The organism is Herbaspirillum sp. YR522, assembly GCF_000282575.1.
In the GTDB taxonomy this organism is placed as follows: Bacteria; Pseudomonadota; Gammaproteobacteria; order Burkholderiales; family Burkholderiaceae_D; genus Herbaspirillum.
In genome coordinates this window covers 1-21,609 of the sequence record NZ_AKJA01000102.1, presented here as the reverse complement: position 1 = coordinate 21,609, position 21,609 = coordinate 1, and the positions used below count along the sequence as shown (strand labels likewise).

General features: G+C 65.1%; 21 protein-coding genes and 1 pseudogene. 11 read left to right on the top strand and 11 right to left on the bottom strand.

Going from position 1 to position 21,609, the window contains the following annotated elements; genetic code table 11:
- Positions 1-3 precede the first annotated feature (3 nt).
- The 3 genes from PMI40_RS12680 to imuA are packed head-to-tail and all read right to left on the bottom strand — an operon-like array spanning position 4 to position 5,354.
- Positions 4-3,216: an error-prone DNA polymerase gene (locus PMI40_RS12680; RefSeq protein WP_008115915.1), complete on the bottom strand. Its 3,213-nt coding sequence runs from the start codon at positions 3,214-3,216 to the stop codon at positions 4-6.
- A 7-nt stretch (positions 3,217-3,223) separates the two neighbouring features.
- Positions 3,224-4,702 carry a DNA polymerase Y family protein gene (locus tag PMI40_RS12675; protein WP_040501994.1) on the bottom strand — a complete coding sequence of 493 codons (1,479 nt, stop codon included), beginning with the start codon at positions 4,700-4,702 and terminating at the stop codon, positions 3,224-3,226.
- Positions 4,632-5,354, bottom strand: coding sequence for a translesion DNA synthesis-associated protein ImuA (gene imuA / locus PMI40_RS12670; protein WP_051001807.1), 723 nt, complete (start codon positions 5,352-5,354; stop codon positions 4,632-4,634). Before imuA ends, PMI40_RS12675 begins: the two co-directional genes overlap by 71 nt.
- Between imuA and PMI40_RS23875 the strand changes: the two genes are divergently transcribed.
- The 3 genes from PMI40_RS23875 to PMI40_RS12660 all read left to right on the top strand — a co-directional run bounded on the left by PMI40_RS23875 (position 5,353) and on the right by PMI40_RS12660 (position 6,860).
- Positions 5,353-5,556: a hypothetical protein gene (locus PMI40_RS23875; RefSeq protein ID WP_157221518.1), complete on the top strand. Its 204-nt coding sequence runs from the start codon at positions 5,353-5,355 to the stop codon at positions 5,554-5,556. The genes imuA and PMI40_RS23875 overlap by 2 nt on opposite strands.
- An 8-nt stretch (positions 5,557-5,564) precedes the next feature.
- On the top strand, positions 5,565-6,326 hold the full coding sequence (locus PMI40_RS12665; protein WP_008115908.1) for a YdcF family protein: 762 nt from the start codon (positions 5,565-5,567) through the stop codon (positions 6,324-6,326).
- A 234-nt stretch (positions 6,327-6,560) separates the two neighbouring features.
- The gene (locus tag PMI40_RS12660; RefSeq protein WP_008115905.1) at positions 6,561-6,860 is read left to right on the top strand and encodes a KGG domain-containing protein; all 300 of its coding nucleotides are present in this window, start codon (positions 6,561-6,563) and stop codon (positions 6,858-6,860) included.
- A 67-nt stretch (positions 6,861-6,927) separates the two neighbouring features.
- Here PMI40_RS12660 and PMI40_RS12655 read toward each other — a convergent pair whose 3' ends face one another.
- A complete protein-coding gene (locus PMI40_RS12655; RefSeq protein WP_008115902.1) occupies positions 6,928-7,674 on the bottom strand; it encodes a YoaK family protein in 747 nt (248 codons plus the stop codon).
- A gap of 196 nt (positions 7,675-7,870) precedes the next feature.
- Here PMI40_RS12655 and PMI40_RS12650 point away from each other — a divergent pair, with 196 nt between their 5' ends.
- Positions 7,871-8,137, top strand: coding sequence for a hypothetical protein (locus PMI40_RS12650; RefSeq protein WP_008115900.1), 267 nt, complete (start codon positions 7,871-7,873; stop codon positions 8,135-8,137).
- A 308-nt stretch (positions 8,138-8,445) separates the two neighbouring features.
- On the opposite strand, the gene PMI40_RS12645 is transcribed toward PMI40_RS12650, so the two are convergent.
- A complete protein-coding gene (locus tag PMI40_RS12645) occupies positions 8,446-8,961 on the bottom strand; it encodes a CBS domain-containing protein (RefSeq protein ID WP_008115898.1) in 516 nt (171 codons plus the stop codon).
- Positions 8,962-9,089: 128 nt separating this feature from the next.
- Between PMI40_RS12645 and PMI40_RS12640 the strand changes: the two genes are divergently transcribed.
- From PMI40_RS12640 to PMI40_RS12625, 4 genes are all read left to right on the top strand, one after another.
- Positions 9,090-9,461, top strand: a complete 372-nt coding sequence (locus PMI40_RS12640; protein WP_008115895.1) for a SemiSWEET family transporter — start codon at positions 9,090-9,092, stop codon at positions 9,459-9,461.
- Positions 9,462-9,611: 150 nt separating this feature from the next.
- Positions 9,612-10,166, top strand: coding sequence for a DUF4142 domain-containing protein (locus tag PMI40_RS12635; protein ID WP_008115894.1), 555 nt, complete (start codon positions 9,612-9,614; stop codon positions 10,164-10,166).
- Positions 10,167-10,268: 102 nt separating this feature from the next.
- Positions 10,269-10,490 carry a hypothetical protein gene (locus tag PMI40_RS12630; RefSeq protein ID WP_008115892.1) on the top strand — a complete coding sequence of 74 codons (222 nt, stop codon included), beginning with the start codon at positions 10,269-10,271 and terminating at the stop codon, positions 10,488-10,490.
- Positions 10,491-10,499: 9 nt separating this feature from the next.
- Entirely contained in the window at positions 10,500-11,345 is an 846-nt protein-coding gene (locus PMI40_RS12625) for an SDR family oxidoreductase (RefSeq protein WP_008115890.1), read from the top strand.
- A 400-nt stretch (positions 11,346-11,745) separates the two neighbouring features.
- Here PMI40_RS12625 and PMI40_RS12620 read toward each other — a convergent pair.
- The 4 genes and pseudogenes from PMI40_RS12620 to PMI40_RS12605 form a co-directional block, all read right to left on the bottom strand.
- Positions 11,746-12,288: pseudogene (locus PMI40_RS12620) on the bottom strand (type 1 glutamine amidotransferase domain-containing protein); the annotation flags it as partial.
- Positions 12,289-12,376: 88 nt separating this feature from the next.
- On the bottom strand, positions 12,377-12,592 hold the full coding sequence (locus PMI40_RS12615; protein ID WP_008115884.1) for a hypothetical protein: 216 nt from the start codon (positions 12,590-12,592) through the stop codon (positions 12,377-12,379).
- Between the two features lie 100 nt (positions 12,593-12,692).
- On the bottom strand, positions 12,693-12,965 hold the full coding sequence (locus tag PMI40_RS12610; RefSeq protein ID WP_008115880.1) for a hypothetical protein: 273 nt from the start codon (positions 12,963-12,965) through the stop codon (positions 12,693-12,695).
- Between the two features lies 1 nt (position 12,966).
- Complete coding sequence (locus PMI40_RS12605) at positions 12,967-14,661, bottom strand: thiamine pyrophosphate-binding protein (protein WP_008115878.1); 1,695 nt, start codon at positions 14,659-14,661, stop codon at positions 12,967-12,969.
- Between the two features lie 231 nt (positions 14,662-14,892).
- Here PMI40_RS12605 and PMI40_RS12600 point away from each other — a divergent pair, with 231 nt between their 5' ends.
- The 3 genes from PMI40_RS12600 (at position 14,893) to PMI40_RS12590 (ending at position 18,650) form a co-directional block, all read left to right on the top strand.
- Positions 14,893-15,900 (top strand): Ku protein, encoded by a 1,008-nt coding sequence (locus PMI40_RS12600; protein ID WP_008115876.1) that lies wholly within the window; start codon positions 14,893-14,895, stop codon positions 15,898-15,900.
- A gap of 165 nt (positions 15,901-16,065) precedes the next feature.
- The gene (locus tag PMI40_RS12595; RefSeq protein WP_040501991.1) at positions 16,066-17,082 is read left to right on the top strand and encodes a nucleotide excision repair endonuclease; all 1,017 of its coding nucleotides are present in this window, start codon (positions 16,066-16,068) and stop codon (positions 17,080-17,082) included.
- A 176-nt stretch (positions 17,083-17,258) separates the two neighbouring features.
- Positions 17,259-18,650 carry a hypothetical protein gene (locus PMI40_RS12590; protein WP_008115871.1) on the top strand — a complete coding sequence of 464 codons (1,392 nt, stop codon included), beginning with the start codon at positions 17,259-17,261 and terminating at the stop codon, positions 18,648-18,650.
- A gap of 8 nt (positions 18,651-18,658) precedes the next feature.
- On the opposite strand, the gene pdeM is transcribed toward PMI40_RS12590, so the two are convergent.
- Together pdeM and PMI40_RS12580 are read right to left on the bottom strand one after the other, a co-directional pair.
- A complete protein-coding gene (gene pdeM, locus PMI40_RS12585; RefSeq protein WP_008115870.1) occupies positions 18,659-19,321 on the bottom strand; it encodes a ligase-associated DNA damage response endonuclease PdeM in 663 nt (220 codons plus the stop codon).
- On the bottom strand, positions 19,318-21,609 hold a 2,292-nt coding region (locus PMI40_RS12580), incomplete at its 5' end, for a ligase-associated DNA damage response DEXH box helicase (protein ID WP_008115868.1). The genes PMI40_RS12580 and pdeM, both read right to left, overlap by 4 nt.

Genomic DNA, 21,609 nt, shown 5'->3' with positions numbered 1-21,609 from the left:
TGGCTAGCAAAAATCGCGGCTGCGCGGCTGTAGCTGGCCCAGCAGGTGGGTCAGGTCTTCCAGCCGGCCCGCCACCAGGTGGCGCACCTCGCCCTGGCATTGCCAACTGCCGAATACCCCCAGCAGGCGCGCATTGAGCACTTCGCTGCGTTGCCGCTCCAGCACTGCCGGCCAGACGATGACGTTGGCCGAGCCGGTCTCGTCTTCCAGCGTCATGAAGATCACGCCCTTGGCCGTGCCGGGGCGTTGGCGCACCGTCACGATCCCGCAGCAGCAGGCGAACTGGCGATTTTGCAGCGTATCGAGTTGTTCCACCGTCATGAAGCGGCGCCGTTGCAACTGCGGGCGCAGCAGTGCCAGCGGATGGCGACGCAGGCTCAGGTTGGTGGCCCGGTAGTCGCCCAGGATATCGTCGGCTTCGGTGGGCGCGCGCAGTTCGGCGGCTTCGTCCTGGCGTGGGGCCGCCTGCAGCAGGTCGCGGTCGGGCACCGCTCCCACCGCATGCCACAAGGCATGGCGCCGGTGGCCGGCCAGGCGCTGCAAGGCGTCGCCGCAGGCCAGGGCCTCCAGGGCGGCGCGATCGAGGTGGGCACGATGCGCCAGGTCCGACACATCGGAAAACGCCTGGCCGGCGCGTGCGGTCTCGATGCGCAGGGCCGCCTCGAGCGGCATGCCGCGCAACAGGCTCATGCCCAGGCGCACCGCTGGCCGGCCACCGGCGGCCGGCATTTCAAGGGTCGATTCCCAATTGCTGCGGGTGACGTCGACCGGCAACACCGTGACGTCATGGCGACGCGCATCCTGCACCAGTTGCGACGGCGAATAGAACCCCATCGGTTGGCTGTTGAGCAAGCCGCACAGGAAGGCTTCGGGTTCGTGGCACTTGAGCCAGCTGCTGAAATAGGTCAGCAGCGCGAAGCTGGCCGCATGGCTTTCGGGGAACCCGTATTCGCCAAAACCCTGGATCTGCAGGAACAGGCTTTCGGCAAACTGGCGCGTATAGCCATTGTCGAGCATGCCCCCGACCAGCCGCTCGAAGTGTGGCCCCATGCCACCCTTGCGTTTCCAGGCGGCCATCGAGCGACGCAGGTGATCGGCCTCGTCGTGGGTATAGCCGGCCGCCTCGATGGCGACCTCCATCACCTGCTCCTGGAAGATCGGTACCCCCAGCGTGCGCTTGAGCACTTCTTCGATGCGGCCGCTCTTCTGGCGATTGTCGGGGTAATCGAAGCTGCCGCCGTTGCGCACCAGCTCACGCCGCTTGAGATAGGGATGCACCATGCCACCCTGGATCGGGCCGGGGCGCACGATCGCCACCTGCACCACCAGGTCGTACAGGTTGCGCGGTTGCATGCGCGGCAACATGCTCATCTGGGCCCGGCTCTCGATCTGGAACACGCCGATGGTATCGGCCCGGCAGATCATGTCGAAGGTGGCGGCGTCGTCGCGCGGGATATCGAACATCGACATCACCTGCGGCAGGCCACGCCACAGGCTCACCAGCTCCAGCGTGCGACGCAGCGCGCTCAGCATGCCCAGCGCCAGCACATCGACCTTGAGCAGGTTGAGCGACTCCAGGTCATCCTTGTCCCATTCGATCACCGAGCGCTCGGCCATGGCCGCATTCTGGATCGGCACCAGTCGCGACAGCTGGCCGCGGGCGATGACGAAGCCGCCGGTATGCTGCGACAGGTGCCGTGGAAACCCCAGCAGCGCGGCGCTGAGCTCGGCCCAGCGCTGTACCTGCGGCAGGCTGGTGTCGAGCCCGGCCTCGGTGAAGCGTTGCAGCAATTGCTCGCGCGAATCGAACCAGTGCTGGGTCTTGGCCACGGTGTCGACCAGTGCCGCATCGACCCCGAGCGCACGGCCCACTTCCCGCAACGCCCCGCGCGGACGATAGCTGTGGACGGCCGCAGCCAGGGCCGCGCGCCGACGACCGTACTTGCGGTAGATGTGCTGGATCACTTCTTCGCGGCGCTGGTGCTCGAAGTCGACATCGATGTCAGGTGCCTCGTTGCGCTGCTCGCTGATGAAGCGCGCAAACAGCAACCGCGTCTCGACCGGATTGACCTCGGTGATGTGCAGGCAATAGCACACCGCCGAATTGGCGGCCGAGCCGCGGCCCTGGCACAGGATCCCGCGCTCGCGGGCAAACACCACCAGGTCGTAGACCGTCAGGAAGTACGCCTCGTAGTCCTTCTTGGCGATCAGCTCCAGTTCGGTCTCGATCTGTTGCCGCACCCCCGCCGGCACGCCGCGCGGGTAGCGCCGCTGCGCGCCGGCCAGGGTTTCCTGGCGCAGGTACTGGGCCGGCGTCATGCCCAGCGGCACCACTTCGTCCGGATATTCATAGGCCAGTTCCGACATCGAGAAACTGCAGCTGCGCGCGATCTCGATGGTCGCCGCCAGTGCCGCCGACGGGTACAGCTTCGCCAGTCGCGACAACGGACGCAGGCATTGTTCGGCATTGGGCGCCAGCGCGTAACCGCATTGCTGCACCGGCTGCCCCAGGCGGATGGCGCTCAGCACGTCCTGCAGGGGCTTGCGCATGCGATGGTGCATCAGCACCTCGCCCACGGCCGCCAGGCCGACGTCATGACGCAATGCAGCCTGGGCCAGCAGCGCATGATGCACGTCGTCCAGTGGCCGGTACAGCCGCGCCAGTCCCAGCCATCCGCGCGGCCCGAACAAGCGGGTGAACCAGCGCAACTGGGTATCGAGCACGGCCTCGTCGGCTGGATAGTCCGGCACCAGCAATACCTGGCAGTCGGGCAGGGCGCGCAAGTGCGACAGCGACGGCGGTGGTGCGGCCAGGTCGTCGGGTGTGAGCAGGTAGCTGCCCTTGGCGGCGCGGGTGCGGGCGCGCGTGACCAGTTCGCACAGGTTGCCGTAGCCCTCGCGGTTCTGGGCCAGCACCACCAGCGTCATGGCCGCCAGGGGCGCATCGGAGGCATCGCAGGTGAGCCGGAAGCAACTGCCGATCAGCAACCGGAAGTCGAGCCCGATATGCTTCTTGCGTAGTTCCAGCAGGGCGGCATGGGCGCGTACTACCCCGGCCAGCGTGCATTCGTCGGTGATGGCCAGGCCCTGGTAACCCAGCTCGATGGCGCGTTCCACCAACTCCTGGGCATGCGAGGCGCCATGCAGGAAGCTGAAATTGCTGCGGCAGTAGAGCTCGGCATAGGAGGCCAGCGGCAGGGGCAGGGAGGATTGCATGGCGATCTCAGCCGAACAGGCCGTGCAGGAACCATTGCGCCGGCGCCCCGCTGGCGGGACCGGCGCTCCACTGGCGGAAGATCCAGTAATAGACATGCCTGGCGTCATGCGCGGTGTAGTAATCGCGGGTCACCGGCTGTCCTTCCCACCAGCCGGCCTCGATGCGCTCGACCGGCGAGGCCATGGTGAGCGCGCCGCGGTAGACCGGCAAGTCATCGTGCAGGGCCAGTGGCAGTGGCGTATCAAGCAGCCACAAGGGGCGTGGCGGCAGGTGCGAGGCAGCCGCGCGCAATGCGTGGCGTGGTGCCGGGCGCTGCAGCACGCTGAGCCAGCGGTTGCTGGTTTCGGGGCGGTGATCGGCTTCGGGGGCCGCCTGCAATACGTGTTGCGCCCCCAGTCGCGCCACCAGCAGTTCGATCAGGCGGCGCTGGTCGTCGACCGAGCCACCCGGTTCGGGAAACAGGGTGTCGCTCACCGGCGCCCGCGGCGCCACCCGTTCGGCACTGAGCACCATGGCAATGGCGGGCGCGCCCAATTGCCCGCGCGCCAGTCGTTCGCGCAGCAACAGCAAGAGGTGGTCTTCCTGCCAGGTGGGCGCGGCCAGCGACAGCACGATGTCGGTCGGTGCGATGGCCTGGCGACCCCGTTCGTGTTCCAGCAGCAGGCGCAGTTGCTGCAGCGCCAGCTGGCGCGCCGCCAGCCATCCGGCCAATTGGGTCAACAGGCGCTGGGCGTGGCGTTCCAGCAGCTCGGCCTGGTCGATACGGTCGGGCAATTCCAGGCGCATCCGGAACGCCGGCGGGGCACTGATCCAGCGATGCAGTTCGGGCACCTGGCCGTAGGCCCGGTCGAGCATGTCCAGCATGGGTTTGCCGCAGCGTCGTTGCAATCCGGCGCGTGGCAGCCGGCGCAGTTCACCCAGCCATCGGCAACCCAGGCCATGCAGCCAGTCCAGGTGCGGCAGGGCGGCGCTGAGCAGGGCCACCGGCAAGCGGTCGAGACGGCGATGCAACGAAGCCATGCCGAGCGTGCGCACGTAACCGAAGCGCGCCAGCAACCAGGCGCCGGTGGCGCTCACGGCGCAGCTGAGGGTGGCCGACAGCCCGAGGCGGGCGATGCTGGTGCGCACCTTGCGGCACAGCGCGCGAATGCCGCCGAACAGGCGCAGGCTGGCCCCCACATCCAGCAGCACGCAGTCGTGTTCGGCCAGCGTGACCTGCGGCGTGTACTGCAGCAGCGCCAGGGCGGTGTCCTGCAACAGGACGCTCTCGCGGGCGATATCGCGTTCGTGCGAGCTGGCCTGGGGCGACAGCAGTTGCACGCTGCCCCGACGCATGCCCTCGGCCACGCCTTGCGCGCGCGCCGCCGCCGACAGGGCGCTGACGCGGTCCTGGTGGAATACCACGGCGGCGATCTCATCGTCCCAGTTCGGGCGAAAGACTTCGAGCTGTAGCAATGGCAGGTGAACGGCGATCCACAGGGACATGGCGTTGCAAATTCGGAGAAGGCGACAGAGGAATGAACAGGCGCTTGTCGCGCCGTGGCCCACGACGTTTGATGAACCCGATTTCCAGGCCATCGCGCGCCGGATGCAGCGCCAGCCGCAAGGGTGCCGGCGAGGACTCGGCGGCGCACGACATCGGGCGCATCATGAAAAACAGCGTGGCGCTGGATTGCGCGGCCAGTTGCAGGCGCCGCAATGCCTCGCCGCGCAGTCGTGGTTGCCACATCAGCAACGCATGGCAACATCCGGCCCGCAGCACCTGCTCGGCCGCCCACAGCGCATCGCGCTGCTGCGCCTGCAGCTGCAGCAGGCGCTGCGGCGTCACGCCCAGATGCATCCAGCCGGGCGCATTGACCGGATGCGGTGGCTGCAGCAGGGCGATGCGGCCGTGCTGGCCAGCCTCGGGGCGGTCGGCCAGCACCGGACGCAACAGGCGCAGTTCGCCGATGCCGCTGTAGGGCAGCAGCAACTCGATGAGCATGCCGTTGGGCCAGCCGCGCTCGGGCAGCTCCGCGTCCAGCGCATCGAAGCCGGTCGGCACCCCGCGCGCGCCACCGCGCGCCAGCTGGGAGGCTAGCCATAACGAAGGATGGATGCGCTCGGGAGCACCCATGCCGGACCTGGAGCTGAGCATGAAAAAGGTAGGCTCTCAAAAAATATCGAAAAATTCAGTACTGTATAAATATACAGTACTTGGTTCTTCTATTCCAGCCTTGCCTTGTCTTGTGCTTGATCGCCTTATGGACATAGCAGGGATTTCCCGGCCTGCCGGAGACAGCAAAGATCCTGTGGTTGCAAAGTTCTTCCATTGTCCCGCCCAGGACATGCGGGTATAACGAGGCCCATGCTATTGACTACCTTGCTCCTTATCCTGCTGGTGGCAGGGGTGTTTGGACGGTACCAGCGCTTGCTGCTGAGCCGGACCCTCATGGCGACCGCGTTCGTCCTGCTATTGGCCATCGGTTGCGGCATACTGCCCCAGCGCCTGCTCGAACACTTGCAGGCGCCCTTTGCCAGCCCGGCACAGCTGCACTGGCAACCGCGCAACGCCATCGTCATGCTGGGGGTGGGCACCGAACAGGTGCTGCCTGGCAATGGCGTGGAAGTCGGCATGTTCGGCCATGGCCGGTTGAGCAAGACCCTGGCCTTGTACCGCCACTGCAGGCAATCCGGCAACCGCTGCACCGTCGTCGTCAGCGGCGGCGATGCCCGCCATCATGGCGCCTCCGAGGCTGCCGTCTATGGCGTCTACCTGAACGAGTTGGGAATCGACAGGGCAGACCTGGTGCTCGAGTCCAGCAGCATGAATACGTGGCAGAACGCGCAATTCACCGCGGCTGTCCTGCGGGACCGGGCGCACGACCAGGTGCTGCTGGTCAGTTCCGGCGTGCACCTGATGCGAAGCCTGCTTTATTTCGAGCACGCCGGTGTCACGGCCCTGCCGGTACGCGCCGATTACCTGGCGGCCATTCCTTGCTGGATACCCTGCAGTTACAACTTCATGGTGACCGAGGTGGCGTTGCACGAATACCTGGGCCTATTGCGCTACCGGCTCTACAGCAAACTCGGCTGGAACAGCGCGGTCACAAGACCGGGCGCCCTGTGATGCGAGCTGGTCGGCCTGGAGGGCAACGGGCGCGGTTGATTGCCGCACGGTAAGCTCATCTTCACCGATTCCTTCAATTCCTACGGTCGAGGCCTACAGTAGCTGATGGCCTTGACTGATAGTTACATCCGTCGATGCTTTCTACACTGCAAACGTGGACAGAAGGCTCGATCGGCCGGCTGTACGCTAATTGAACCCTCATCCGACCATTCCAGACAGACAAAGGAGTCAGACATGGCAAATGCACAAAATCCCGGTAGCAACAGCAACCGTGGCTTTGCAGCGATGGATCCGCAGAAACAACGTCAGATTGCGAGCATGGGCGGCAAGGCAGCCCATGCTAAGGGCGCTGCCCATGAGTTCACCTCGGCCGAGGCACGCGAAGCGGGTCGTAAGGGTGGCCTGAACAGCCATGGTCGCAAGAACGCCAATGCAGCCAACGGCGCGGCACAGATGACGCAAAGCACGCCCCAGTCGTCATCGGCCTCGTCCCAGCAGCCGCAATCGGACAACGTGGTGCAGCACCAGGCTTGAACTGCAGATAATTGACAAGAAAAAAACGGAAAGGCGCGCTGAGCGCCTTTTTTGTTGGCCGCTGCGTTTATCGGGCCTGGTGATGGACCAGGTCGTCCCACACCGGTACCAGTGCCAGCGTCAGCAGCACAGCGGCCAGCGGCAGCGTGGCCATGAAGCCGATAGCCGAGAAGCCGATGGCGCCAATGACCCCGCCGCAAAAGAACATCAGCAACAGCATGCCCAGCAGCAAGAACCTGCGCGGCGATGGCGCCAGCGCGCGCTCGGTGCGTGCGGCCACGCGCCAGTAACACATGCGGCCGATCTCGATGCCGAGGTCGGTCACCAGGCCCGTGACGTGGGTGGTGCGGATTTCGGCGCGGGATATCTTCGTTACCAGCGCGTTCTGCAAGCCCATCACGAAGCACAGCAAGACCACCGTCGCCGTGACGACATGCAGGTGCTGTCCCTGCAACTGGTGCCCCATGACGCCAAAGGCCAGCAGCAAGCCGGCTTCCAGCAGCAGCGGCATGGCGTACTCGCTGTGCCGGCGGCGCTGGCGCCCCCAGTTGACCAGCACCGCCGCTGTCGCCGCGCCCAGTATGAAGGCCAGCAGCGAAGCGGCCCCGCTGGCCAGCAGCATGACCTGGCCCAGCACCAGGTTGTCGGCCAGCGCCGAAACGATGCCCGACATATGCGATGTATATTGGCCGACTGCCAGAAAGCCGCCGGCGTTGACGGCACCGGCAACGAAGGCCAGGCAATAGCCCAGGTGGCGATTTGACAACTCCGAGCGCGTAGGACTGGTCAGTTGGCGAAGATAATCGATCGGCATTAAATTTCCCGGTGGCAATGGACGAGCCGGTCGCTGGCGCAATGCCCTGCGGCTCATCTTCAAGTCATCTTACGCCTATTGAAGGACTCGTCTCATGGTGGTGCCGAAGGGAAATGACTAAGCTTTGAGGAAGCAGCGATAAAGTCGGGGCTGGTGCGAACCAGGCCAGGCAACTCAACCACACAAGGAGAACCGCATGTCGATACCAGTCGATCTGCCCGGCGGGCAGAACGTACACGAATGGCCCGCGCCCAATCTGCAGGCCGGCGTCGAGGAATTGCCCGGGGGCGGGTTCAGGGGCGTGGTGCTGATCGGCGCGGCCGATGGCGGCGATGCGCATACCCATGTATTGGATAGCCTGCATGAGCTGCGCGAATCGGCTTATCGCGAGGCGGTCGAATATGTCGAGACACAACGCGGCATCCACGGGGCCGTACGCGACGACCAAAGCGCGCATCTCTGATAGGCGCTGGCAAGAGGAAAAAAAATGGCCGCCCGGGGGAGGCGGCCAGAGGGGGAGGGGATATAGACGCCAAAGATCGGGGGAATCTCTGATGAATTTCTGCTTATGAAACGACTCGTGGGGATAAACCGATTGGGGGAGGACATGTTCATGGCCGGTCGGAGGGGGACGTTCCGGCTAGAAGCTTTTGTCCATCGGTTTCGAGTACGTGAACGAATCATATAGTCGCAGCGCAAAAAAAAAGATCGGACAGTGCCGTATTGCCGTGTCAGAAAAACCCTTACAGAATGCGCCGTTTCATGGCAAGTCTAACTGCGGCCCAGGTTGACCTCTGCCAGGTCGGCATTGACCACTTCGGGCAGTTCGCCAGCATTTGATGTCGCACTGCGGCGACGCGGCGCGGCCGGTAGCGAGATCTCGCCCAGCGCCCCAGCGATGCCGGCATTCTGTGTCTTGGCTGCAATATCCCCCAGGCTGACCATGCCGACCAGCTGGCGCTGGCGATCCAGCACCGGTACCCGCCTGATCTGGCGCTGGACCATGTCGTCGAGCACATCGTCGACCGGTTCATCTTCGTAACACCACACCACATCGTGGCTCATGATATCGCGCAAGGTGCTGTCGCGGCCCAGGTCGGGTGCCACCGCGCGCAGCACGATGTCGCGGTCGGTCACCAGGCCTGCCAGCTGTTCGCCGTCCAGTACCATCACGGCGCCGATATCCAGCTCGTCCATCGTGCGCGCGGCCAGGGTAATGGAATCGTCAGGGCGCAACGTGTGCACGCTGCGGGTCATGACATCGGCAATGGTGCGGGTAGGGTGCATGTCGTTCTCCATGATAAAAAGGAATAAAAGGGAAAAGGCAGGGAAAAGGGGATCTGCAACCAGACTAGGCAAGGCGCGCCCATGATGCAATGCATCAATCGCCTTAATGGCAGTCAGCCGATTCGCGCATGCGCATACCCGAAGCACTGACCATGGACCTGTCCTACAGCAACTTGCGCACCCGGCTGACTGCCATGGCCACGGTGGAGGCTCATGATGACGCCATGAAACCTGAACTGACCGACCTCATTGGATGGGGCGCCACCATCGTGCTGCTGTTGACGATTTCGTCGCAGGTCTACCAGCAATGGCGCAGTCGCTCTACCCAGGGCGTGTCGCACTGGCTGTTCGCCGGGCAACTGGTGGCATCGGCTGGATTCGTGACCTACAGCATGCTGCAGGGAGACGTGGTGTTCGTGGTATCGAACATCTTCCTGTTGTTGACCGCCTTGCTGGGCCAGGTACTTTACCTGCGCAACCGCCGTCGCAACGACCAGTGAAGCAAGCTCGGCCGGGTCGATCCTTGCTGCCTGGCACTTACCGGCGCTTCCGGGATTCTTACACCCGTCGTTGGCGCTGTCTGATGCAAGCGCCACCGTACAGCCATTACAGTGAAGCAATCCGTATTCAATAACCATAGGAGAAACGCCATGCAACTCCAGACTCAATCGCCAACCCGACTGCGCCGCGCCGCCGGCGCTGCCGCCCTGTGTTTCGCCGGCCTGGCCCTGGCCGCCGGTGCCGTCCATGCGCAGAGCGTCAAGGGCAAGGACAAGAGCTTCCTGGTCAATGCGGCCGAAGCCGGCAATGCCGAGGTTGCCGCCAGCAAGATCGCACTGGAGAAGAGCCAGAACCCTGACGTGAAGAAATTCGCCCAGAAGATGATCGACGAACATACCAAGGTCGGCGCCGACCTGAAGCAACTGGCCTCGAGCAAGGATGTCAGCGTGCCCAGCGAGCCCAGCATGGCCCAGCGCGGCAAGATCGCGATCCTCGACAAGCTCAGCGGTACCACCTTCGACAAGCGCTACGCCAGCATGATCGGTGTCACCGCGCACAAGGATGCGGTCAAGCTGTTCCAGAAGGCAAGCACCTCGGCGCAAGATCCGGAAGTGCGCAGTTTTGCCGTCAAGACCCTGCCTGACCTGCAAGAACATCTGCAGATGGGCAACGATCTCAAGGCCAAGGTCGACGCCGTCAAGTAATCGACTTGTCGCGCCGGGACCGGTTTGAAGCGGGCAGGATCGCACTCCATGCGATGCTGCCCAACTTGCATGAGCGTTTTGCATTTCTCCAAGGAGTGCAGCATGAAACTGGCATTCGACAAGTTCGTCCCGCGCGTGGCCAAACTCGACAAGCATAAGTACGCCGCCTATGTCGACATCCACGTCGATCACCTGTGGGACATGGCGGTAGCCAATTGCGGCGTGCGCATTTGCAGCAAGCGCAAGCAGGCCGAAAAGGTTGCCCAGCAACTGGTGGCCTTGGCACGCAAGACGCAGCAAGCCACGCACAAGCCGCATCACTAGGAAATCCGCATGTCCGATACGCTCGTTCCCCAGCACCAGTCCCATCAGCCGGGCAGTGAAGCGGCCATGGACCCCGCGCCGCGCTACGCCCCACCGCCAACCGGGCCGCAACTGGCCGGCAAGGTGGCCTTGATCAGCGGTGGCGACAGCGGCATCGGTCGCGCCGTCGCCTTGGCCTACGCCCAGCAGGGCGCCCGCCTGGCGCTGGTGTACCTGGACGAACACGAAGATGCGCGCCAAACGCAGCGATTGGCGCAGCAATACGGCACCGAATGCCTGTTGCTGCCGGGCGATATCACCGATCCCGATTTTTGCACGACTGCCGTGCAGGCCGTGGTCGAGAAATTCGGGCAGCTCGATATCCTGGTCAACAATGCCGCCCAGCAGTACCCCCAGGCGAGCATCGAAGACATCTCGCCGCAGCAGCTGGAGCATACCTTCCGCACCAACGTGTTTTCGATGTTCTACATGATCCGCGCCGCGCTGCCGCTGTTGCAATCGGGCGCGCGCATCATCAATACCGCCTCGGTGACCGCCTATCGCGGCAGCAAGCACCTGCTCGACTACGCTGCCACCAAGGGCGCCATCGTCGCCTTTACCCGTTCATTGGCCCTGCAACTGGCCGAGCGCGGCATCCATGTCAATGCGGTGGCGCCGGGCCCGATCTGGACGCCGCTGATTCCCTCCAGCTTCAGCGCCGAGGAAGTCGCGAAATTCGGCAGCAACGTGCCGTTGGGCCGCCCTGGCCAACCCGACGAGGTGGCACCCGCCTATGTGCTGCTCGCCACGCAGGGTGCCTCGTACATGACCGGGCAGGTGTTGCATCCCAATGGCGGCGAGATCGTCAATAGCTGACTTCAGCTGACTTCAGCTGACTTCACGCAGCAATCGAGCCTCGTTGGCAGGTTGCCGCAATGCCCGTGAGTTCACACGGCTCGGCCTGTTCATTGCATGCCTTCCTGCGGCATTTTCAAGACAAATCCGATCCATGACGACCAATACCAACAGGGCCCTGCTTGTGCAGGGCCCTGTATCGGGTACGTCCGGCCTGGCCACTTGATCCAGCCCCCGGCGGGGGCCGACGCTGCGCTCAGCCTGCGTCTTGCTCGGCCTGGCCGCGCGCCACGGCAAAGGCTTCGTTCTCGTGCTGCGGCGGGGCCGCAGGCGCGGTGCCCTTGGCGCTGAGGCGGCCTTTCTGGGCGATGGTAGGGTCGCCATCGGTGGCGGCAACGGCAGGGCTGTTCTGCTCGCGACGTTGCTGTTCATCGAGCAGCTTGAGCAATTCATTGTTGAAGGCAGGGATATCGTCAGGCTTGCGCGAAGAGACGAAATTCTCGTCGCGCACGACTTCCTGGTCGACCCACTGGCTACCGGCATTGCGAAAATCGTCCTGCAGGCTGGGCCAGCTGGTGACGGTGCGTCCCTTGGCGATGCCTGCCGAGATTAGCAACCAGCCGCCGTGGCAGATCGAGGCGATCGGCTTTTCGGCATCGTTGGCGGCGCGAATGAACGTGCGTGCCTGGGGCAGCATGCGCAGGGCGTCGCCATTGACCACGCCGCCCGGCAACAGCACCGCCGAATAATCTTCGGCGCGGGCTTCGTCGATCGACTTGTCGACCGACACCACCTCGCCCTTGTCGACGTGCTTGAAGCCTTGCACGCTGCTCTTGCGGTCGGAAATGATATGCACCGTGGCGCCGGCCGCCTCCAGCGCCTTCTTGGGTTCCAGCAACTCCGCCTGTTCGAAGCCATCGGTGACCAGCACCGCTACCTTGAGATTGTCAAAACGATTTGCCATGGGATTCTCCTATGAAGTTGCAATTGATCGGCGCGACGCAAAAAAGGCGGCCGGAACTGCGGGCCGCCCTGGTGTCAGCAGCCATGCCTCAGGTCTTGCCGGCCTTTTCGGACTGCTTGACCTGGTGGCTGTTCTGGTGATCCTCTGCCGCGTGCGGCATCTCAGGCGCCTTCGTGATGCGCGTGATGTTGGATGTAGCCACCGGGTCGCTATTGGGAAAGCTCATCTCACTTGCCTCGTCCAGCGCCACTTCCGACGGGGTGTCGTACTTGACAGGGCGCGTTTCCTGTTTTTTTTCAGTCATGGGATTCTCCTTTAGAGTGCCAGTCATTGCAGGTTACCGTCACCCATCGTTGGCGGCTATAAGATGGCCGCCCAAGCGAGTGTAAGAAAGCCGGAAGAATTCACGGCCATGGCGCCGGGGTCACATCTTCATACTGCGCACCTCCGGCCGCCGGTGGCGCGCTCAGGTCGCGTGGTTTTTCGCCGGGGTGCAACATGGCGCCCGTCATCAGCTCGAGCTCGCGCCGCGCCGCCGCAAAAGCGGTCTCGGTCAGCGGCTGCTCGGCCACCGGCCAGTGCTCGATGGCCCCCAGCCGATAGGCCTCGAAACGGGCGTGCAATTCTTGCGCATATTGCTGGCGACGTTGGTGGTCGGTAGCGTCGGGATGGGTCATGTCAGGCTCCTTTCATCGCAATCAGGCTTTCCTTCACTTTGGCCAGGCCAAAGCGCAGGATCTGTTCCATCTTGATGTGCGGCATGCTGGGCAGTTCGTCGGGGTCGATGAACACGTTGAGCACGGCCGGCCCCGGCGCGGCCAGCAATTGCGTGATGCCGGCCTCGAGTTCGTCGGGGGTGCGGGCAGTAAAGCCGGCGCCGCCACAGGCCACGGCAAATGCGGCAAAGTCGGGGTTGGGAAACTCGGCGCCGTCGAAGGCGGGCAGGCCGGCTTCTTCCATCTCCAGATGGACCAGGCCCCATTGGCGATTGTTGAAGACCACTACCTTGACCGGCAGGCGGTGCTCGACGCTGGTCATGAACTCGCCCAGTAGCATGGTGAAGCCACCATCGCCGACCGCCACGATCACCTGCCGCTTGCGGTCCAGGCTCTGGATGCCGTTGGCCTGGCCCAGCGAGGTGCCGACCGCGGCGTTGTTGAAAGAAGCCAGCAGGCGCTGGCGCGCACGCTGGCGGATCCAGTTGCCGCACCACAGCGTCACCACCCCGGTATCGACCACGAACACGGCGTCACTGCGGGCATGCTCGCCCAGCTCGCGCGCCAGGCGCTGCGGCTTGATCTTCTTGTGGTGGCGCTTGGCCTCGGCCTTGGTGTCCAGCGTGGCGTTCCATTTCTCGCGCTCGGCATTGGCCTGCTGCAGCGATGCGCTATCGGTCTTGCCCGTCACGCGGGCCAGCAGTTGCCTCACCGTGGGCGCCACCGAACCGGTGATACCCACTTCGACGGCCGCCCGGCGACCCAGTACAAAGCCGCGCTGGTCGACCTGGATGATGCGGCTCTTGGTCGGCAGGAATTCGGAATAGGGATAGTCGGTGCCCAGCATCAACACCACCTCGGCCCGCTGCAGGGCATCGGTGCCGGGGGCGCCGCCGATCAGGCCGACGCCGCCGATCCATTGCGGGTGGTCGTAGGCCACCATGTCCTTGGCCTTGAAGGTATGCATTACCGGCGCCTGCAGTTTCTCGGCCAGTGCCAGCACATCGTCGATGGCGTCGCGGCAGCCGTTGCCGGCGAAGATGGCCACCGACTTGGCGCCGTCGATCAGTTCCACGGCCGCGTCCAGCGACTGCTCGGCCGGCGCCAGTTCAAGCGGCGGTTGCAGCGTATTGACGCTGGGCACCGGCTGGCCGACCTTGGCGCCGATGACATCGGCCGGGATATTGAGGTGCGCCACGCCCTGTTGCGCCAGGGCCTGGGCGATGGCCTGGTGGATCACCGCTGGCGCCTGCTCGGCGCTGGTGACGGTCTGGGTATAGACGGCCACGTCACGAAACAGGATATCGGGATTGTTTTCCTGCAGGTAATCGGTGCCGCGCCGCGCCGCCGGCACCCCGCCCGAGATGGCCAGCACCGGCGCGTGGTCCTTGCGGGCTTCATACAGCCCGGCCACCAGGTGGTTGGCACCGGGGCCGGTGGTGCCGCAGCACACCGCCAGGCGCCCGGTCAGCTTGGCCTGGCCGGCGGCAGCCAAGGCGGCGCCTTCTTCGTGGCGCACGCCGATCCATTCGATGCGTTTGTCGCGCCGCAGTGCCTCGGTCAAGGGGTTCAAGGCGTCGCCGACCACCCCGAAGATCTGGCGCACGCCGATCTCGTAAAGGGTATCGACAAGAATGTCTGCAACGGTGGCGGTCATGAGGGCTCCTCTGGCGATGACAACGAAGAGCATCAGGTTATGCCAGCCGGCGACTCGTCCATATCGGACCCAGCGGTAAATGCCTGTAGGAGAACTCATAAGCCAGGCCACGCGGCGGGCCCGAACCGCGTGCGATAACTGGCTGTCCTACGGCAAGTTCATCCTCAGGCCGACTGTGTCGGCGGGGCTTGCGCACGATACTGCCGGCATCTGGTCAGGGAGGAAATTGCCATGCGACGTGCACTATGGAAAGGCGCCATCAGCTTCGGACTGATCAACATCCCGGTCGAGCTGTACACCGCCGAGCAACACGACGAGCTCGACTTCACGATGCTCGACAAGCGCGACCTGTCGCCGGTGGGGTATAAGCGCTACAACAAGAAGAACGGCCGCGAGGTGGCCTGGGAGAACATCGTCAAGGGCTACGAATACGAAGACGGCAAGTTCGTCCTGATGTCGGACGAAGACCTGCGCCAGGCCAACGTCGAGGCCACCCAGAGTGTCGATATCCAGAGCTTCGTCGAGATCGAATCGGTGCCTATCCTGTATTACGAGCAACCGTATTACCTGGCGCCCACCAAGGGCGGCGACAAGGCCTATGCGTTGCTGCGCGAGACGCTGCAAGCCAGCGGCAAGATGGCCATCGCCCAGATCGTCATCCGTACCCGCCAGCACCTGGCCGCGCTGATTCCCCAGGGTGACCTGCTGCACCTGATCACGCTGCGCTATCCGACCGAACTGCGCCCGCCTGATGACCTGAAATTGCCGGCACGCAATGCCAGGAAGTCGGGGGTGTCGAAGCAGGAGGTCGATATGGCCCGGGCCCTGATCGACCAGATGTCGAGCCAATGGAACCCGGAGCAGTTTCGCGATACTTATCGCGATGACGTCCTGGCGCTGATCAAGAAGAAGATCAAGAGCGGGCAGACCCACGAAATGGCCGAGGCCGACGCGCAATCCGCGCCGGCCAGTGCCGCCGGTAGCGGCAAGGTGGTCGACCTGATGGCCTTGCTCAAGAGTAGCCTGGAAGGCAAGGGCAAGGGCAGGGAGGTCGCCGACAAGCAGGCCACGGTCCATGCACTTCCCACGTCCAGGCAGGCAACCAGGACCGGCAAGGCGGCCAAGCCGAGCGCCAAGCGCAGCACGGCAAAGAAAGGCACCGCCAAGACCGCCACGGCCAAGGGCACGGCCCGATCCGGTACCGCCAAGAGCCGTACCCCGGCCAGGAAACAGGCTTGACATGATGTCAACGATATTTCCCGGTTGCAACGATTAGAGGCGATGTCCTACATGAGCTTCATCGTCCTGCCGACTGAGCAGTTGGCGCCTGAACTTCATAATCCACTTTAACTTTTTCAGGGGGTGCCATCGCCGCGCTCCCGTACTGCAAGCTTAGATATAAGAATGTCCCAGATGATGAATCACTCCAGCTATCGCCACTCGCTCAACCACATGCTGACCAGCCATTTGCTGGGTGGGGGCTACCCGGCGTTGATGCCGGGCGCACCGGCGATGGCGCGCAACCGCGACGGCCAGCGCACCACCGCCACCTTCAATGCCGCCCAGCCGGCAGCGCATCGGGCTGCCACCGCCAATTATCCGATCCATATCGAGCGCGCCAGCATCGACAGCCTGCCGCAGGCCTGCGGCGTGTACGTGCTGCGCGGCGCCAACGACATGCCCTTGTATGTGGGCCGCAGCCTGAACCTGCGCGGTCGCGTGCTGGCCCAGTTGAACAACCACGACGAGCAGATGCTGGTGCGCCAGACCCGCCGCGTGGAGCATCACCGTTGCGCCGGCGAGATCGGCGCCGAACTGCTCGAAGCCCAGTTGCTGCGCGAACTGCGCCCATTGCATAACAAGAAGGCACGCGACAAGCGTTGCCTGTTTACGCTGCGCCTGGATGCCGAGGGCCGCCCCGGCGTGGCGCGGGTGTCGGAACACGAAGTGGCGGCCAATCATCCGCTGTTCGGCGTGTTCGGATCGGAACGCGCCGCCCAGGAGGCGCTGCACCAGTTGGTGGCGCAACACGGCCTGTGCTCGTTCGTCACCGGGCTGGAGCCGTCCACGGGCGAGGGCATGGCCTGCTTCGGCCGCCAGATCCGTCGCTGCCGCGGCGCCTGCACCGGCGAGGAGTCGCACCATGACCACCAGCAACGCCTGAACGCAGCGCTGGAAGAATTGCGTATCGTGCCCTGGCCCTTCGTCGGCCGCATGGGCATCGTCGAGCACCAGGATGGCTTGCGCCAGGTGCATGTGGTCGACCAGTGGCGCTACCTGGGCACGCTGGACCACGAGCATCGTCAATTGACGATGCGCAGCTCGCAGAAAAACCGCCCGGGCTTCGATCTGGACAGCTATAAGATCATCATCCATCGCCATCTGCTGGGCCAACTCGAGTGGCGTCCCGTCGCCGCGTAAAAAACTGCAGCCGAATTGAACATTTTGCGCTGCAGCGCATCCATACCTGCGTTTGACCGTCCACCGATCAGCTGGCCTGCCTGAGCGCAGTGTCGCCTGCCGGTCCCGGGCGGTCGCCGTGCCGGCTGCGGCCTGTGCCGTTGCAACGCCATTCAATCCCCCTCAAGAGGAAACCCATGCAACGCAAAATGCATTCGCTTGCAGCAGTCATGCTGTGTTCCTTGCCCTGGGCCGTCGTCCACGCCCAATCCGCCGGCTCCAGCGCTGGCGGGCCCGGCGCCATCGATTGCGCCCCCGGGCAGGCACTCGACAAGGAAAAACTGGCGGCCTACCTGCTCAAGACCTATCCGGTCAGTACCGCCTACCTGTCGGTGGGCGATCATCCGGCGCCGTTGTCTTCCTACCGTGCGCTGGCGTCGTGGCTGCTGGCCAAGCGCGCGGCCGAAAAGAGCGCCGGTGCGGCCAGCTGCAGCGGCGACAGCTGCAACGTCGATCACCTCGGCGAGGACCTGCAAGGCCTGCTCGACGGCAAGGACGCGCAATTCAAGTCTAGCGGCAAGTCCGATGCTCGGGCCTTCCTGGCGCAGGGCAATACCACCGCGCTGGTCTGCACCGCGGCCGCGGCGCGCCCGAGCCTGCCGCATTCGGCAGCCGCCGCCAGCATGGTGGCCGCCGCCGCCACCGGGACCGCCGGCCAGCCTACCGTGGCCGCCACGCCCGCGGCCGCGCCTGCCGCGCCGGCCCGTGAACCCAGCTGGTTCGACAATGTACGGGTGCGCGGCAACCCCGACCAGCTTTCGATCGACCGCAGCAATGCGGCCGGCTATGCCTCGGTGGAGCGGGCGCGCCTGTCGCTGGCCAGCGATGACGTGGCGCAGTCGCGTACCAACGACATCGTGGTCTACACCGGCTATTCGTTCGGCAAGCGCTCCTTCGGCGAGCCCGGCAGCACCTACGAGGCGGTGCCCTACGTGGGCCTGAAGCAGAACCGGGTCACCGTCTACACCGATGGCAACCCCAATGCCACCACCACCCGCACCAGCCAGTTCGGTATGCTGTCGGGGTTCCATTTCACGCATGCCGACTCGGGCAATACCGAAGACCTCACCGCGCGGCCCGACTACCTGATCAACAATACCGACGGCAGCCGCCTGCTGACCGTCAACTTCACCTATACGCCGGTGCGCCAGGGGTGGTTGAACGACTTCGTGCGCTGGAGCAACGGCCTGGCCGTCAAGCCGATCCTGATCGGCCAGAGCCGCAACGGTACCTATCTCGACCGGGGCGACCCGGCGGTCTACGACCAGCACCAGGATTTCGTCCGCCTGGGCGCGCAGGCCGGTTTCACGCTGGCCTCGACCAACCCGGCCTTGCCGTTCGACTTCACCACCACCTTTACCGGCCTCAAGGCGCTGCAGGGCGACCGCAGCATCCATTACTGGAAGGCCGTGCTGACCTACAACCTCAACCAGAACATCGGCGTGAGCCTGGATTACTCGAAGGGCTTGCTGCCCGATTCGGGCGACCCCGAGCGCAAGTGGAACGTGGGCCTGTCGTCCAAGTTCTAGGTCAAGTTCTAGGCCGGCAACGCCGGCAACGGCAGGATGCGATCGTCGGCCACCAGGTACAGCCGTTGCCCGGCTTGCGGCGTGACCTGGTAGCCGCCGGTAAAGGCACCGAAGGCCGGCAACAGGGCGCCGTGCCGATCGACCACGAAGCAGGGCAGGCGCAGGGCGTCACCGGCGGCGGCCAGGCGGTAGACCGGATGGACGTGGCCGGCCAGTACGAAGGCGCCCGGCAATTGCCGCGGATGGTGGCACAACGCCAACGGTCCCAGGTGCCATGGTTCGTCGACGATGCGCATGCCTAGCGCGGCCGGCGGATCGCCGGCGTGCAGGTCGTGGTTGCCGCGCACCAGCGTCAGTTCCAGCCACGCATGACGGGCGCGCCATTGCGCCAGCTCGGCCATCGTAGCCGGCGCGCGGCCGGCGCGGGCATGCAGGAAATCCCCCAGGAATACGATGTGCCGTACCCGATGGCGCGCCACCAGTGCATCGAGCGCGTCGAGATTGGCGCGCGTGGTGCCGTGCGGCACTGGAACGCCACTGGCGCGAAAGGCAGCGGCCTTGCCGAAATGCACGTCTGCCACCACCAGGATCGCACGCTGCTGCCACAACAGGGCGCGTTCGGGCAGCATGGTCAATTGCTGGCCCTCGACCTCGAAGCGGTCGCTGCTCATGGCATGCTCCGGTCGGCCGCGCGTTCGAGTTCTCCCAGCATGCGGGCTACCCGGTCCGACATTTTCTCGGTCGACAGCTTTTCGCGAAAACGTTCGACCATCAAGCCGAAGGCCAGCGGCGTCGGGCGCGCCAGTGGCATCAGTTGCAACCGGCGGCTGCGCAGCTCGGCCAGCGTCTGGCGCAACCGTTGCAGCTCCAGTTCCTGCTCCAGCACCTCGCTCTGGGCCTGGGTCAACAGCAGGTTGCCGCTGTCATGCTTGCGAAATACCTCGAAGAACAGCGCCGCCGACGCCTGCAACTGGCGCGTACTCTTTGCCTGTCCCGGATAGCCCTGGCTGACCAGCCCGGCGATGCGGGCGATCTCGCGAAAGCGGCGCTGCGACAACTCGGTCGCGTTCAGGCTGGCCAGCACGTCGGCCAGCAGGTGGTCGTCGGAAAACAGCGTGGCCGCGGCCTCGGGCATCAACAGGGCCGGGTCCGGCGGCTTGGCGCCCAGCAGCTCGAAGCCGTAGTCGTTGACCGAGATCGACCAAGTGGCGCTTTGCTCGCGGCTGATGCGCCAGGCCAGCAGAGCGGCCAGCCCCACATGCACCAGGCGCCCGGCCAGCGGGTAGAAGAACAGGTGATGTCCTTCGCGGCTCTTGAGCTGTTCCACCACCAGGCGTTGCGCCGTGGGCAGTGCCGACCAGCGTTGCTGTATCGCCAGCAGCGGCTTGACGGCCTGCATCTCGGGGCCATCGTAGTGGCCTTCTTCGGCTTGCTGCAAGCGGTCCAGCACGGCATGGGCCAAGGTATCGGACAGCGCCAGGCGGCCGCCCTGCCAGCGCGGCACGGCACCGCTACTGCTGGTGGAGCGCCGGACCCAGGCCGTCATCTCGTGCACCCGCACGAATTCCAGCATGCGCCCGCCGAACAGGAAACGGTCGCCCGGCCGCAGGCGCGCGATGAAGCCTTCCTCGATGGTGCCGATACGCCCACCGCGCAGGTATTGCACATGCATGCTGGCATCGGCCACGATGGTGCCGACGTTCATGCGGTGGCGGCGCGCAATGGCCGCCACCGGCACGCGGTAGATGCCCTGTTCGTCCGGCTGCACCCGCTGGTATTCGGGATAGGCGGTCAGGCTCTGGCCGCCGCGCACCACGAAGTCCAGTGCCCATTGCCACTGGTCATGGCGCAGGTGGCGATAGGACCAGGTCTGGCGCACTTCGTCGAGCAGCGCATCGGGGCTGAAGCCGCCGCCCAGCGCAATCGTCACCAGGTGCTGTACCAGTACGTCGAGCGGACAGTCGGGTACCGGCCGCTGTTCGATGCGCCCGGCGGCCACCGCCGATTGCAGGGCGGCCGACTCCAGCAGCTCGAGGCTGTTGGTCGGCACCAGCGTGGCGCGCGCGGTGCGTCCCGGTTGGTGGCCGGAGCGGCCGGCGCGCTGCAACAGCCGCGCCACGCCGCGCGCGCTGCCGATCTGCAAGACCCGTTCGACCGGCGTGAAGTCGACCCCCAGGTCCAGGCTGGAAGTGCACACGACGGCCTTGAGACGGCCCTCGCGCAGGCCGGCCTCGACCCATTCCCGCACTTCACGGTCGAGCGAGCCGTGGTGCAGCGCGATCAGGCCGGCCCAATCGGGGCGCGCCGCCAGCAGGTTCTGGTACCACAGTTCGGACTGCGAGCGGGTATTGGTAAACACCAGGGTGCTGTTGCTGTGCTCGATCTCGGCTACCACCGCCGGCAGCATCTGCAGGCCCAGGTGGCCGGCCCAGGCAAAACGCCCGGCCTGGGGCGGCAGCAGGGTATCGATCTCGATGCGCTTGCGCTGGCCGGCCTGCACCAGCACGCCGGCATCGCCGGCCGCGCCTGGTCCCAGCAGGGCGCGCATGGCCTGCTCCAGATTGCCCAGCGTGGCCGACAGGCCCCATATCACCAGTTCGGGCCGCCAGCGGCGCAACCGCGCCAGCGCCAGTTGCACCTGCACGCCGCGCTTGTTGCCCATCAGCTCGTGCCATTCGTCGACCACAATGGCGTCGAGCCGGTCGAAGCGTTGCTGGGCATCGGCCTGCGACAGCAGCAGCGACAGGCTCTCGGGCGTGGTCACCAGCACCTGCGGCAAGCTCTTCATCTGCCGCGCGCGCTCGCCCGAGGAGGTGTCGCCGGTGCGCATGCCGGCCTGCCAGTGCGGCAGCAACGCCGGCAGCGGCGCCTGCAGGGCGCGCAGGGTATCGGCGGCCAGGGCGCGCATCGGGGTGATCCACAGGATGCGCAGGCCGCCGACCGGCCGCTTTGGCGGCGG